This window comes from Thioalkalivibrio sp. ALE12 (assembly GCF_000381105.1).
Taxonomy (GTDB): Bacteria; Pseudomonadota; Gammaproteobacteria; order Ectothiorhodospirales; family Ectothiorhodospiraceae; genus Thioalkalivibrio.
Genome location: NZ_KB905905.1, coordinates 425420 through 439245, shown reverse-complemented (window position 1 = coordinate 439245; position 13826 = coordinate 425420). Strand labels below are relative to the sequence as shown.

At 67.0% G+C, this 13826-nt stretch carries 11 protein-coding genes; 7 read left to right on the top strand and 4 right to left on the bottom strand.

Going from position 1 to position 13826, the window contains the following annotated elements:
• The first annotated feature begins 29 nt into the window (after positions 1–29).
• Positions 30–296 carry a type II toxin-antitoxin system Phd/YefM family antitoxin gene (locus tag F614_RS0102025; protein WP_018867098.1) on the top strand — a complete coding sequence of 89 codons (267 nt, stop codon included), beginning with the start codon at positions 30–32 and terminating at the stop codon, positions 294–296.
• Positions 280–669: a type II toxin-antitoxin system VapC family toxin gene (locus tag F614_RS0102020; protein ID WP_018867097.1), complete on the top strand. Its 390-nt coding sequence runs from the start codon at positions 280–282 to the stop codon at positions 667–669. The genes F614_RS0102025 and F614_RS0102020 overlap by 17 nt, the downstream gene beginning before the upstream one ends.
• A 244-nt stretch (positions 670–913) precedes the next feature.
• Here F614_RS0102020 and F614_RS0102015 read toward each other — a convergent pair whose 3' ends face one another.
• Entirely contained in the window at positions 914–1561 is a 648-nt protein-coding gene (locus F614_RS0102015; protein ID WP_018867096.1) for an ERCC4 domain-containing protein, read from the bottom strand.
• A 196-nt stretch (positions 1562–1757) separates the two neighbouring features.
• Here F614_RS0102015 and F614_RS0102010 point away from each other — a divergent pair, with 196 nt between their 5' ends.
• The gene (locus F614_RS0102010; RefSeq protein ID WP_018875673.1) at positions 1758–2129 is read left to right on the top strand and encodes a hypothetical protein; all 372 of its coding nucleotides are present in this window, start codon (positions 1758–1760) and stop codon (positions 2127–2129) included.
• A gap of 274 nt (positions 2130–2403) precedes the next feature.
• Here F614_RS0102010 and F614_RS0102005 read toward each other — a convergent pair whose 3' ends face one another.
• Positions 2404–4929, bottom strand: coding sequence for an EAL domain-containing protein (locus tag F614_RS0102005; RefSeq protein ID WP_019558140.1), 2526 nt, complete (start codon positions 4927–4929; stop codon positions 2404–2406).
• Positions 4930–4944: 15 nt separating this feature from the next.
• On the bottom strand, positions 4945–6528 hold the full coding sequence (locus F614_RS0102000) for a PAS domain-containing methyl-accepting chemotaxis protein (RefSeq protein ID WP_019558139.1): 1584 nt from the start codon (positions 6526–6528) through the stop codon (positions 4945–4947).
• Between the two features lie 311 nt (positions 6529–6839).
• On the opposite strand from F614_RS0102000, the gene F614_RS0101995 reads away from it, so the two are divergent.
• Positions 6840–8159 (top strand): DEAD/DEAH box helicase, encoded by a 1320-nt coding sequence (locus F614_RS0101995; protein ID WP_018877537.1) that lies wholly within the window; start codon positions 6840–6842, stop codon positions 8157–8159.
• Between the two features lie 374 nt (positions 8160–8533).
• Positions 8534–9763, top strand: coding sequence for a methyl-accepting chemotaxis protein (locus tag F614_RS0101990; protein ID WP_018882206.1), 1230 nt, complete (start codon positions 8534–8536; stop codon positions 9761–9763).
• Positions 9764–9775: 12 nt separating this feature from the next.
• Here the strand turns inward: F614_RS0101990 and F614_RS0101985 are convergent, their stop codons facing one another.
• Complete coding sequence (locus F614_RS0101985) at positions 9776–11326, bottom strand: DUF255 domain-containing protein (RefSeq protein WP_018880396.1); 1551 nt, start codon at positions 11324–11326, stop codon at positions 9776–9778.
• 381 nt (positions 11327–11707) lie between these two features.
• Here F614_RS0101985 and F614_RS0101980 point away from each other — a divergent pair, with 381 nt between their 5' ends.
• Both F614_RS0101980 and prfB read left to right on the top strand, forming a co-directional pair.
• Complete coding sequence (locus F614_RS0101980) at positions 11708–12628, top strand: hypothetical protein (protein ID WP_019558138.1); 921 nt, start codon at positions 11708–11710, stop codon at positions 12626–12628.
• 87 nt (positions 12629–12715) lie between these two features.
• A protein-coding gene (prfB, locus tag F614_RS0101975) for a peptide chain release factor 2 (protein ID WP_155984731.1) occupies positions 12716–13814 on the top strand; the annotation gives its coding sequence in 2 pieces (ribosomal slippage) (positions 12716–12787 and positions 12789–13814; 1098 coding nt in all).
• Positions 13815–13826 lie beyond the last annotated feature (12 nt).

Here is a 13826-nt window from a genome sequence, read left to right as displayed (position 1 = left end):
AAAACTGGACTAACTTTGGTGGCAGCGCTATGACCGAGACGGTCAATATCCATGAAGCGAAGACGCACTTCTCCCGGCTGCTGGAGAAGGTCAGTCGGGGCGAGCCGGTCGTGATTGCCCGGGCGGGCAAGCCCATTGCACGCTTGTCGCGTATCGAGGCGTCGGCAGAAGGCGCGTCGGACCGGATCGGTTTCCTCAAGGGGCAGCTCGAGATTCCGGACGATCTGGATCGGATGGGCGAGGAGGCGATCGCAGCGCTGTTCCAGGGTGGCGAGCCGGATGCATCTCCTTCTTGATACCCACCTGCTGCTCTGGGCGGCGGCCGATTCCCCAAAACTGCCCGCCCGCGCTCGCCACCTGATTCAGGACCCGGGTAACGCGATTGCGTTCAGCGCGGCGAGCTTGTGGGAAATCGTGATCAAGCACGGGCTAGGGCGTAGCGATTTCGTTGTAGAGCCCCATGTCCTTCGCCGCGAGCTGCTGGAGCACGGGTACGAGGAGCTGTCGATCACGGGCCAGCACACCCTGGCGGTCACGCATTTGCCCGATATCCACAAGGATCCATTCGACCGCATCCTGGTCGCCCAGGCAGAGACGGAGGGATATACGCTGCTGACCAGCGACGCCCAGGTGGGCTGTTACCCGGGTCCCATTCAATTGGTCCAGTGAGACACCGACGAACGCGCGTGCCCGCGCCCGAGCCGCTTTTGCGGGCGCACAAGGAGCGGTGGGCGGGCGTGGCGAGCGCGGCGCTCCGGCGCCTGTAGGGCCACCCGCACGAGGGCGAACCCATCCGCTTTCTTCCGGCCTTCGTGTCTTCCTGTGACGCCCTTGCCGGCCCCGGGCGTGGGCAGTGGCTTCGCCTGCAAGCAGGCTCCCACAGGGGGTGGTGTGGTTGGCGGCTTGGGAGCGTTCAGGTGGTGCGGCTGCCGTAGGTGACGACGGATTCGATGCGTTCGGCGCGTTCGGCGTCGAGGCCGTCGGTCTGGGCGAGGGTGGCGGCGTCGGCGTTGATGATGTCGCGTACGCTGCCGAGGTCGCGCAGCAGGTCGCGTGCCGTGTCGGCCTCGACGCCGGGCAGGCCGCTGACGATGAACTCGGCGGCCTTGCGCCGGGTGTCCGGCTTGGTGGGGCGATCGGCCGGGTCCGGCTCCATCTGGGCGTTCAGGCCCAGCAGGTAGATGAGCATGCCGCTGTTGTCGGCATCCGGGCTGGGCAGCACGCTAATGCCGAGGGCGATGGTCAGGTGCGCGAGGGCACGGTGGATATCCAGCGCCTGCTGGTGGAAGCGCGGTTCGTACAGGTCCCCCTCGACGATATAGACCACCTGGCTGTGGTTGGCCTTCAGCTTGGCGGCGTTTTCCCACAGGGTCTTGTCGACCACGCTCAGCACCATGTCGGTGGCGGACTTGCGCTCGACCACGACGCCGTTGGGCAGCAGGTAGTCGCCCACATCGAGGTCGGTGAATTCCAGTTCCACCCCTTCCAGGCGTTCGATGCGCTGAATGATCTTGCCCTGTTCGCGGCGGTCGACGCGGATTGGCAGGTGCACGTTGTCCATGGGGGCTCCATTCGTTGACGGGTTGCGGGCACTGTAGGGCGTGGGGCCATACGCGCCAAATGGCCGGATGCGGGGCGGGGCGAGGGATGCCGTGCAGGCGCGGTGCGGATCGCCTACAGTCAGGGGACACGTTTCGCGGGTGGCGCCTGCGGTGCGTGTATGGAGACAACAATAAAACCAAAAGGATGGAGTGTTTATGTCGATTCACATTGCAGTCGTGGGGCTTGGCCGGGTGGGCGGCCGTTTCCTGGAGATGTTGCTCGAGTCCGGCCTGCCGGGGATGACGCTTTGCGCGGTCTCGGAGAAAGCCGAGACGGAGGGCCGCCGGCTGGCCGAGGAGAAGGGTATCCCGCTGGAGTCGGTCGCGGATATCGTGGCGCGTGGCGACCAGGTGGACGTGATCTTTGACCTGAGCGGCCAGCCGCAGGTGCGCCAGGAGCTGCGCGAGGGCATGCAGAACACCGGCAACCGCCATACGGTGGTGGCGCCGGAGGTGATGGCCCACCTGACCTGGGCAATGCTGACCCGCGAGGCGCCGCCGGACGTACACGGCAGCACCGGCTACTGATGCGATCCGTACCGCCAGGTTGGCGGTGCGTTCCCGTGACAGCCGCAGCAAAGGCCGCCTTCGGGCGGCCTTTCTGTTTACTGACTCGCAATGCGGTGCAGCCAGTTGCCTGATCGCAGGATGCCGTTGAGCGTAGCGAAACGCATCCGGTGTTCACAAAAGGGGCGAGGTGGAGCGTTTCGCCGCGCTCAAACGTACCTGACGGTGATTGATTACGGCTGCCCTGGGTGCGAACAGCCCCTGCGATTGGCTGAATGTTGTGATTTCGGGGTGTTTATACCGGTTCACGCTGCAGGCACTCCTTGAGCGCTTCCACCCCCATGGCGGGGGAATGCAGCCAGCCCTGGTACAGGTCACAGCCGATTTCCCGCAGGAAGGTTCGCTGTGCGTCCGTTTCTACGCCTTCGGCGACGAGCGTCAGGCCGAGGCTGTGGCCGAGGTGCACGATGGAGCGCAGGATCATCTCCGATTCCGGGTCCTCGCCGATGTCGGCGATGAAGGAGCGGTCGATCTTGAGTTTGTCGATCGGCAGGGACTTCAGGTAGGCGAGCGAGGAATAGCCGGTGCCGAAATCGTCCAGGGCCACCCGGATGCCCAGGGCCTTCAGGCCGCGGAGCTGATCGTGGGTCAGGGCCACATCCGCCATGGCTACGGTCTCGGTTACCTCGATCTCGAGTCGCTCGGGCGGGGCGCCGGTCGCCTCGAGGGCCGCACGCAGGCGTTCCACCAGGTCGTGCTGGCGGAACTGCATCGCGGAGATATTGATGGCGACGCGGAGTCCGACGCCGGACCGTGACCATTGGGCGAGTTGTTCACAGGCCCCGCGGATCACCCAGTCGCCCAGGGGCAGGATCAGGCCGTTGGCCTCCGCGCTGGCGACAAAGCGGGCCGGTGCCACCGGACCGAGTTCGGCATCCGTCCAGCGCGCCAGCGCCTCGACGCCGATCACGCGGTTCGACGCGACCTCCAGCAGTGGCTGATAGTGCAGCTCGAGCTCGGCATTCTCCAGCGCCTGCTGCAGGTGCTGCTGCAGGCGCTGTTCCTCGTGCACCTGCGCATCCAGGTGCTGCGAGAAGAAGGCCCAGGTGTTGCGGCCGGAGTGCTTGGCCTCGTACATGGCCATGTCGGCATAACGCACCAGGCTGCGATCGTCCTGGGCATCGCGCGGGAACATGGCGATCCCGAGACTGCCGCTGGAGACGAGGTTGCGGGCGTGCTCGGTCTGGAAGGGCGTGTCGAAGATACCCAGGATGCGCTGGGCGACCCGAGCGATCGCCTGTTCGTCCGCCACGTGGGTCAGGAGGATCATGAACTCGTCGCCACCGAAGCGGCCGATGGTGGCTTCCTGGTCCAGGGCGCCCTGGAGTCGGGCGGCCACGGCCTTCAGCAGCTGGTCGCCCTCGTCATGGCCGAAGGTGTCATTGATCATCTTGAAGTTGTCGAGATCCAGCAGCATCACCGCGATCGGGTGGTCGTTGTGCTCGGCCTGGGCGATGCCCTGCGTCAGGCGGTCGTGCAGCAGCCAGCGGTTGGGGAGTTCGGTCAGACTGTCATGGGTGGCCTGATGCTGGATGCGCGCCTCGCGCCGCTGGCGGTCGGTGATGTCGCGGATGAAGGCGGTAATCCGCCGGCCTTCGGTGTCGTCGAAGGCGTTGAGGCTGATATCCACCGGGAACTCGGTGCCGTCGATACGCTGGCCGCGCAGATGGGGTACCTGCCCCATGGTGCGGCGGTTGATGGTGCCGGCCTGGGTCTGGCGATGGGTCCGGTGGCGCTCGCGCAGGCGATCGGGGACCAGGCGCTCCACCGGCTGGCCGATCAGTTGCTGGCGGGGGTAGCCGAACAGGCGCTCGATGTTTCGGTTGGCCATCACGATGCGGCCCTCCGTATCGGTAACCAGGACGCCGTCGGGGGCCGTCTCCACCAGTTGCTGGTAGCGCCGCTCGCGCATCTCGATGTCGCGGTGGGCCTGGTGCAGACGCTCCAGGGGCGAGCGCACGCTTTCCAGAAACAGCCCCTGGTAGATCAGCAGGTAGGCCGCGAGCTTGTACAAATGCCCCAGCACGAACGGCGTATCGGTCAGATCCTCGTAGAACATGAAGAACATGCCGCTGCCCATGCTGATGACCAGCGCCGCGGCGACCAGGGGCATGCCCGGGCGCTGCAGCAGATCGCGGCGCAGGGCCAGGATGGCCAGCGTCGCCAGATGCAGGGCGATCACGATGGCCTCCAGGCCCAGCTTGAACGGCGTGAGGCCGCTGACCGGGTCGAACAGGGGCGGCAGGATATCGGCATGCCACAGGCCGACCCATGCGAGGACCGCGACCAGCAGCAGGCTTCCGGCCAGATAGACCCCGCGCGGCGGGCCATCGCTGCGCGCGACCATCGGCAAGGCCACATAGGCCAGCAGGGCCGCGCCCCCGACCAGCCGCGCGGCGAGCCAGAAGAACAGCGTCTGCTGCGTCGAGTTGGGGGTGATGAAGTCCGGCATCGCCGGGTAGGTCATCAGGTGCAGGAAGTCGAAGAGCGCGACCGCCAGGAAGGCACAGGCGAGCAGCAGGGAGGCCGCCACCCGCCGCCGGTCGATCACGTGATACCCGACCGCGAACACCAGCACGGCGACGACGACCGCGAACAGCTCCGCACCCGTATGGAACGCCGTCAGATGCTGGCCCGGCACAATCCGCGGGAGATCGATGCCGAGCATCCAGATCACCACGGGCACCAGCAGCAGGGCCAGCAGCAGGCCGGAGGCCGGGACGGTGTGCTGGCGCATGAGCTTCTCGGCGTGGGTGTTCATGGTGATCGGTCGCGTTCAGCGGTGGCGCGCCCAGAACTGCCGGGCGAGGCCCTGCAGGCCGGTTGCGAGTTGCGCGACCTCGCGGGCGGCGGCATCGCTCTGGTCGGCCCGGTTGGCGGTAGTGTCGGCCGCGCCACGGATGGAGTCGACCCCGCGCCGGATCTCTTCCCCGGCCGCGCCTTGTTGTTCCACGGCGGCCGCGATACGGGTGCTCATGTCGTGGATCTGGCTGACGCCGGAGGTGATGTTCTCGAGTGCCGCGGCGGCCTGCTGGGCCTGCTCCACGCTGGTTTCCGCCTGATCGCGGCTTTGTTCCATCGTGGCCACCGCGGCGCGCGCGCGATCTTGAAGCCGCTCGATCATCTGCTGGATCTCGGCGGTGGAGTCCTGGGTTCGACTGGCCAGGGTGCGCACTTCGTCGGCCACGACCGCGAAGCCGCGGCCCTGTTCGCCGGCGCGGGCCGCCTCGATCGCCGCATTGAGGGCGAGCAGGTTGGTTTGTTCGGCAATCCCGCGGATCACATCCAGTACGCCGCTGATGTCCTGGCTGTGCTGGTCCAGTTCCGTCATGACGCCCGAGCCCTGGCGAATGCGCTGTCCCAGCTCCTCGATTGCCCGTGAACTGTCGCGCACTACCTGGCTTCCCGAGCGGGCCTCCTGGTCGGTCCGGTCCGCCGCGTCGGCGGCGTGCTGTGCGCTCTGTGCGACCTCCTGCACGCTGTTCACCATCTGCTGGGTGGCGCCCGCGACCTGTTCGGTCTCGTTCTGCTGGTGGTTGCAGGCCTGGCGGCTGTCGCCTACTGCGGACACGAGCGCGTCGGCCGTGCCACTCAGGCGGTTGGCGGCATCGCCCATGCGCCCGACGACGGATCCCGCCTCCGCTTCGAGCATCTGCAGGGCGAAGGCGATCTCGCCGGCCTCGTCGGTGCGCCCGGTATAGATGTACTGGCTGACCGGGTTGTTGGCGATGCGGCGGGCGTGGGCGACCGCGCGGCACAGGGGCGACAGGCTGATCCATACCAGGGCGCCGCCCACCACTAGCGCGGTCAGCGCGAAGATCAGGGCGCTCGACCAGGGCAGGCCGGTCAATACGCTGCTGCTGATCAGCCCCGCCAGCACGCCGCCGGCGAGGGCCGCTACGGTCCTGACCTTGATGCCGATTGCGGGCAGGCGCAGGGCCAGAGGCTTTCGACCCTGGAGGAGCCCCGCGTAGACCGATTCGGCCTTGGCCACCTGTTCGCGCCGCGGCTTGGTGCGAACGGACTGATACTCGACGGTTTGCCCGTCTTCGGTTACTGGCGTCACATAGGCGTTGACCCAGTAGTGATCGCCATTCTTGCAGCGGTTCTTGACCAGGCCCATCCAGGAGCGGCCGCCCTGGATGGTGTTCCACAGGTCCTCGAACGCAGCCGGCGGCATGTCCGGGTGGCGGACCACGTTGTGGTTCTTGCCGAGCAGTTCGTCCGGTTCGAACCCGCTGATGTCGATGAAATCCGGATTGACGTAGGTGATGGCCCCCTTGAGGTTGGTGGTGGAAAGGATGTTGGCGCTCTCCAGGTAATCCACCTCGTTCCCGGTCACGGGCAGGTTGTGTTTCATGTTGTTCCCCTGATGGCCGAATCGTTGTTATTGGTGTCGCGTCGGCCCAGCCGGCGCTGCGTGGGCGCCGGTTATTCTTGTTGGATGGAAGCTAGCCCATATTCCCCCACAAAACAAATATATATCCATACGGTAATGGGTGGAGTGTCTTTTCATTGACGAAAGGCGTATAGTGCGTCCATCGAACGCCCCGCCCGTCAGCGTCCGTTCATCTGATCCAGAGCCATTCCGGTTCGCAGTGATCCCCCTGATTTCGTTTCCCCCGATGGGTGCTCTTGTTGAACGAGTGGCGGGTAGCGTTGGAGCATTCCATGACTGATACGACCTTTGCCGACCTCGGGTTGGCCGATACCCTTTTGCGCGCGCTGGATTCCGCCGGCTACCAGCACCCGACCCCGATCCAGGCCCGGGCCATCCCGGAAGTCCTGAAGGGCGGCGACCTGCTGGCCGCGGCCCAGACCGGCACCGGCAAGACCGCCGGCTTTACCCTGCCGATCCTGCAGCGCCTTTCCACCAGTGATGCGCCCAAGCCCGGCAATGGCCGTCCGCGCTGCCTGGTGCTGACCCCGACCCGCGAGCTGGCCGCCCAGGTGCACGATTCCGTGAAGACCTACGGGCGCAACCTGAAGCTGCGCTCGATGACGATCTTCGGTGGCGTGAACATGAACCCGCAGATCAAGGCCCTGCGCGACCGCATGGACATCGTGGTGGCGACCCCGGGGCGTCTGCTGGATCACGCCAACCAGAAGACCATCGACCTGTCCGGTGTGGAGATCCTGGTCCTCGACGAGGCCGATCGCATGCTGGACATGGGCTTTATCCGCGACATCAAGAAGCTGATCGCGCTGATGCCCAAGAGCCGGCAGAATCTGATGTTCTCGGCGACTTTCTCCGACGAGATCCGCACGCTGGCCAACGGCCTGCTCACCCGCCCGGCGGAGATCGACATCGCCCCGCGCAACACGGCCGCCGAGAGCGTGCAGCAGAGTGTGCATCTGGTCGAGACCAGCCAGAAGCGCGAACTGCTGAGCCACCTGATCCGCACCAACAACTGGGAACAGGTGCTGGTGTTTACCCGCACCAAGCACGGCGCCAATCGCCTGGCCGAAAAGCTGTCCAAGGATGGCGTGCGCTCGGAGGCGATCCACGGTAACAAGAGCCAGGCGGCGCGTACTAAAGCGCTCAAGCAGTTCAAGTCTGGGCAGGTGCCGGTGCTGGTGGCGACCGATATCGCCGCGCGCGGCCTGGACATTGACCAGCTGCCGCAGGTGGTCAACTTCGAGCTGCCGAATGTGCCGGAGGATTACGTGCATCGCATCGGTCGTACCGGCCGTGCCGGCTCCGCCGGTGCCGCGCTGTCGCTGGTGGATGGCGAGGAGATCAAGCTGCTGAAGGGCATTGAGCGCCTGATTCAGCGCCCGATCGACCGCATCGAGACCGAAGGCTTTGCCGCGCCGAAGCCGGCCGCCAATGACGGCAACGGCAACCGCCGCGGCGGTCGTGGCGGCAAGCCGGGCGGCGGGGCCCGCAATGGCGCCCCGCGCAATGCCCGCGGTGGCAAGCCCGGCGGCGGTCGCGGCGGCAACGGCCGCCCGTCCTCCAACGGCAACCGGGCGGCGCGCAGCCGCTAGTCCGACGCGCCAGCGCAGTACCGCGAACCCGCGGTCCCGATGTCCGGGGCCGCGGGTTTTTTGTGCCTGAAATTCAGGGTCGTTTCACCACAGAGCGCACAGAGGACACAGAGAAGGTCAAGGGCGAAAAGCTTTAACAGGAAGGTGGGAAGCTAGGAAGGTTGGTTTAATTGGGGCGCCGAGGAGTATCAGACGATCCGGTAAGCCCGGGTGCCAGCCGATCCTCGGCGCCCACCCGAATAATCTTCTTGTCTTTCCATCTTCCTGTTAATCGCCCTTGACCTTGATCACGAAGGGGATCGTTGGGTGGTGGATACTGTGCCGACTCAAGGCCGGGCGCGGGTGGTCGTTAACGAAGCCAAAGGAGGGTGTCGATGAAGATTGGGAATCTGGGTGGGCTGCGGCTGAAGCTGATTATTCTGGTGATCGTGGTGAGTACGGTGCCGCTGTCGATCATGGGCGGGGTGACGTTCCACACCATGAAGGGCGATCTTGCCGCGGGGGTGGATGAGGCCCTGGTGACGCAGCTGTGGTGGTTACTGTGGGCGCTGTGGGTGGTCGCGTTTGTGGTGGCGCTGGGGATTGGCTGGTTCTATGCCAATGTGCTGACGCGGCCCCTGGAGCGCCTGGCCGAGGGGCTGGAGGCGATCGGCGAGGGGCGCGCGGATCTCGGGCACCGCGTGGAGGTGACTACGGACGACGAGATCGGCCGCACCGGTGCAGCCTTCAACACGGTGATGGGCCGGCTCTCCGGGCTGATCCGGCAGGTCGCGGATGCGGCCGACGGCATCGCCGCCTCCGCGCGACAACTGGAGGGTCGCAGCAACGAACTGACCCGGGCGACCCACGAGCAGCGCGGCGACGTGGAGCAGGTGGTCACCGCGATGAATCAGATGTCCGCCACTGTGCAGGAAGTGGCCAACAACACCCAGAGCACGGCCGAGAGTGCCGGTCAGGCGACCCGGGCGGCGGAAGGCGGACGCACCGTGGTGCAGGCCACGCAGGGCGCGATCAACACCCTGGCCGGCGAGATCCGCCAGGCGAGCCACGTGATCAGTGAGCTGAAGGGTGACAGCGACAACATCGGCACCATCCTGCAGGTGATCGAGGAGATCGCCGAGAAGACCAACCTGCTGGCGCTCAATGCGGCGATCGAGGCCGCCCGCGCCGGCGAGGCGGGACGCGGCTTCGCGGTGGTGGCCGACGAGGTGCGTCATCTGGCTCAGCGAACCAACGACTCGACCGGGGAGATCCGCGAGATCATCCAGCGCCTGCAGGGCGGAGCGACCCGCGCGGTACAGGCGATGGAGGTGAGCCAGCAGCACGCCGAGACCTCGGTGGAGAAGGCCGGCGAGGCGGGCGAGACCCTGGAGTACATCCACGACTCGGTGACCACCATCGACGACATGACCCGCCAGGTGGCCAGCGCGACCGAGGAGCAAAGCCAAGTGGCGGAGGAGATCAACCGCAACATCCACCACATCAATGACATCGCGGTGCGCAACGCCGACGGGGCCAACGAGATGCAGCAGGCGGTAGAGGCCCTCGAAGGGCTGGCGCAGCAGCTACAGAACGAGGTTGCGGGCTTTCGTCAGCAGGGCTGATCCGGTCTGGCCTCAGAAGCCTCGGCGCAGGGCGTCGAAGCCCAGGGCGACGTCGTCGGGATCCGCGCCGGGCTCGATGCGCAGGCGGTCACGCACGGTGTCGCGGTCAATATGGGACGCCTCGATCGCGTCGTCGGGCAGGCGATACAGCCACCAGGCGAGCGCGGCCTGGGTGCGGGTCTCCGACCAGGGCTCCAGGTCCGTCCCGATCCGCTCGGCATGCGTGCCCAGCTCCGCGTCGAAGAAGGGCTCCAGTCGATCCAGCGCGGCGACCGGGTCGGGCAGGTCCGGACGTTCGCCATCCAGTGCCTCCACGGCGCGCGCCAGTTCCTGGCGGGCGATCTCCGGCCAGATCTGCGAGGGCAGGTAGCCCTCCATCGCCGGTCGTCCGCCGGCGGTGATGCCGTGCAGGTAGCCGCTGCGGGTGAGCAGATAGCGGTCGAGCGCCTCCAGCGCCTCGCGGGCCCAGTCGAGCGTCTCGCGGTCTTCCAGTACGCGCGCCAGGTTGGCGAGCGCGGCAATGGCCTGGCCCGAGGTGTCGGCATAGGTGTTGCGATCGACCCGGGGCGGGTCGGTCTGCGTGCGGGTCTCCGGGTCCAGCTGGTAGTAGTCGCGGTCGGCGTACTGGCTGTTGCCGAAGCGCAGCTGACGCGCGTCCCACAGGTGGTCGCGCAGATAGTCGCGAATGCCGCGCGCGATCTCCGCGTAGTGTTCGTCGCCGATGCGCTCGTAGGCCTCGGAGAACAGCCACAGGAACGCGGCGTTCTGATCCAGGCGCTTGGAGGTCTCCAGGGCCAGGACCGGGTCGCGCTGGTCGGGATCGTGGAAGAAGAAGAAGCCGCCCTCGACCTCGTCGTAGAGATCCTCCGCGATCTGGTCCAGTAGGCCGGGCATGCGTTCCTCCCAGTCGTCACTGGCCAGCAGGTAGCGGTAGGTCCAGGGTTGCGGGCGCTTGCTGAGCGTGCCGAATGTGGCGCTGCCGCTCAGGCGGTCGGCGCGCTCGTCATAGACCTCGTCGAGCATCTCCATGAAGGCCTCGAGGCCGTCGATCGCCGCGTCGTCCGGTGTGATCTCGCGGCCGGTGACCGAGAACATGTCGCGCTGCGCCTGGAGGATGCTCTCGAGGTCACGGGCATTCACGTGGCCGGTGAAGCGGGTCAGCATCTCGTCTTCGTGATTCACGATGACCACGAAGGGCAGGCCGCGCCCGCCATAACGGCGGAACAGGTCGGCGCGTTCGTCCAGGTCGACGAGGACGGGGATGTAGTGCTCGTCGATGACATCCACCACCGACGGGTTCTCCAGGGATTCGTCCTGGAAGTCGCGGCACCAGGTGCACCACTGGCCGTGGAAATAGAAGAAGATCGGGCGTTCGCGCGCCTCGGACTCGTCGAACAGCCCGCTGTCCCAGCTTTGCCAGTCGATGCTGGAGTCGGCCGGATAGTCCTCGGCGGCCACTGGCAGCGCGAGCGCCAGCAGGGCGGCGCCCGCAAGGAGCCCGCGCGCGGCGCCACGAAGGGCGCTGGCGACGGAAGGGCCTGGGTTGTAGAAGGGTCCGGTCATCGCGGGCACTTTCCGGGCTTGTGTCTATTGGTATAGACCAGTTGAAGGATTGCGCGTTCGGCACGGGGCGGTGTGGCAGGATGCCCGCTTGATCACTGCTCGAGGACCCGGGGTCGGTCCGATTGGGGACGGATCTGCTGTGCGCGTCGTAGAATGGCGCCATTTTTCACGCCGGCTCTGGTTAGCCGACGCGCGATCTGCGCCTCGAGACAGTGGGCATCAACGGGCCCGCGCTTGCGCCACGCTCGCGGCGACTATCCAGATCCGACAGTCCCCCGGGAAACACTGATCCATGTACAGGCTTGCATTGGTGCCCAGCTTTTTCCTCGACCCGGCGTGTTGCGGGGGGGCTTCATGACGGGAGGCCGGACCGACCGGCGGGTGACGTACCTGCTCCCCGGCCTGTGGGCGGCACCGGGGGCCACCGCGGGTGAGCCATCACGCCCGGTGCGGCGTCTGGCTCGCTGGCTGGGGCGCGCGCGGGCGACCGGCGATTCCGGGGCGGCGCCGGGCTGGGAGGCGGCGCTCGCCGAACGGCTGGGTTATCGGCCGCAGGGCGAGGGCGCACGGACCTGGCTGGCCCAGCCGGTCCAGCTGACGCCCGGGATGAAGGACCTGGTGGCCTCGGCGGTGGAGCCCGTGGCGGACGCCGAGCGCGAGGCGTTGTGGGCGGCCGCGCAGCCGGAACTGGAGGCGGCCGGCGCGACCCTGGGCCTGGGCGAAGACGGCCTGTGGGAGCTGCAGATGGACGCCGAGGGCGAGGCCTCCGGCCCGCCGCCGTCTGTCGGGCTCGGTCGATCCATGGTGGCCCACTCGCTGCAGGGTGATGTCGCGCGGCGTCTCCAGGTCCTGGCGACCGGCTTGCAGATGGCGTGGTTCCAGCACCCCGTCAACCTGGAACGCGAGCGTGAGGGACGTGGTGCGGTGCATGGGCTGTGGCTATGGACGCCGGGCTTTGCCGGCGGAGCCAGCGGCGTGGGCCGGGTCTGTGGCGGCGGGGCGATCGGCCGCTGGCTGGCACGGGGCGCCGGTATCGACTGGTGCCCGGATCCGGCCTGCACGCCGACGGAATCCGGCGACACGGTGGTCGTGGTCGACGCGCTGGGGAGGCCGCCGTCCCCCGAACGACGCCTGGAGCTTCTGGAATCGGTCGCCGATGACGTGGTCGCGCCCGGGGTGCGCGGCGTGTTCCGCGGGGAACTGCGTGCGCTGGAGTTCGTGGACCCGCAGTCCACCCACCCCGTACTGCGGCTCGACCGCCGCCAGGCGCTGGCCTTCTGGCGCCGCCCAAGGCGGCCCTGAAGCCGCGTGCCGGTGTTATACTGCGCGGCTTTTCTCGCCACCTGATGGAACGTGCCGTGCGCGCCACGACACCCGACGGAAACTGCCATGGAACTGAACGCGCTGTACTCCCGGATCGATGACCTGAAGGGCCGCCTGGACGCCCTTAGGGGGTATCTTTGACTACCCGGCCAAGGAAGAACGGCTGGAAGAAGTCCAGCGGGAGCTGGAGCAAAACCCCGACATCTGGAACGACCCGGAGCAGGCCCAGGCCCTGAACAAGGAGCGGGCCCAGCTCGAGGGTGTGGTCATCAACATCCGCGAGATCGGCACTCAGCTGGACGAGAGCCGGGACCTGCTGGAGATGGCCGAGGCGGATGACGACGAGGAGACGGCGGCGTCGGTCGAGACCGATGTCGACGCCCTGACCGCGCGCGTCGAGGGGCTCGAATTCCGCCGCATGTTCTCGGGCGACATGGACGAGGCCAACGCCTACCTCGACATCCAGGCCGGCTCCGGCGGCACCGAGGCCCAGGACTGGGCGAACATGCTGCTGCGTATGTACCTGCGCTGGGCCGAGCACAAGGGCTTCAAGGCCGAGGTCACCGAGCTCTCCGAAGGCGAGACGGCCGGGATCAAGAGTGCCACCGTGCACATCCAGGGCGAGTACGCCTTCGGCTGGCTGCGCACCGAGACCGGTGTGCACCGTCTGGTGCGCAAGTCGCCGTTCGATTCCGGCAACCGCCGGCATACCTCGTTCGCCTCCGTGTTCGCCTCGCCGGAGATCGACGAGAACTTCGAGATCGAGATCAACCCGGCCGACCTGCGGGTGGATACCTATCGGTCCTCCGGCGCCGGCGGGCAGCACGTGAACACGACCGATTCCGCGGTCCGCATCACGCACGTCCCGACCGGGGTGGTCACCGCCTGTCAGGCGGGACGTTCGCAGCACAAGAACCGCGAGATGGCGATGAATCAGTTGCGCGCCAAGCTGTACGAACGCGAGTTGCAGGAGCGCAATGCCGAGAAGCAGGCGGTGGAGGACACCAAGTCCGACATCGGCTGGGGCAGCCAGATCCGCTCCTACGTGCTCGACCAGTCGCGGATCAAGGATCTGCGCACCGGCGTGGAGGTCGGCAACACCCAGGCCGTGCTCGACGGCGACCTGGACCAGTTCATTGAAGCCAGCCTGAAGAGCGGGCTGTAACGCTTTCTTTTA

Coding starts and splice junctions, on each gene's coding strand:
- F614_RS0101985 (WP_018880396.1), bottom strand. CDS start 11,326: ATGACCGGACCCTTCTACAACCCAGGCCCTTCCGTCGCCAGCGCCCTT.
- F614_RS0102010 (WP_018875673.1), top strand. CDS start 1,758: ATGTCGATTCACATTGCAGTCGTGGGGCTTGGCCGGGTGGGCGGCCGT.
- F614_RS0101990 (WP_018882206.1), top strand. CDS start 8,534: ATGAAGATTGGGAATCTGGGTGGGCTGCGGCTGAAGCTGATTATTCTG.
- F614_RS0101995 (WP_018877537.1), top strand. CDS start 6,840: ATGACTGATACGACCTTTGCCGACCTCGGGTTGGCCGATACCCTTTTG.
- F614_RS0102005 (WP_019558140.1), bottom strand. CDS start 4,929: ATGAACACCCACGCCGAGAAGCTCATGCGCCAGCACACCGTCCCGGCC.
- F614_RS0102025 (WP_018867098.1), top strand. CDS start 30: ATGACCGAGACGGTCAATATCCATGAAGCGAAGACGCACTTCTCCCGG.
- F614_RS0102015 (WP_018867096.1), bottom strand. CDS start 1,561: ATGGACAACGTGCACCTGCCAATCCGCGTCGACCGCCGCGAACAGGGC.
- F614_RS0102000 (WP_019558139.1), bottom strand. CDS start 6,528: ATGAAACACAACCTGCCCGTGACCGGGAACGAGGTGGATTACCTGGAG.
- F614_RS0102020 (WP_018867097.1), top strand. CDS start 280: ATGCATCTCCTTCTTGATACCCACCTGCTGCTCTGGGCGGCGGCCGAT.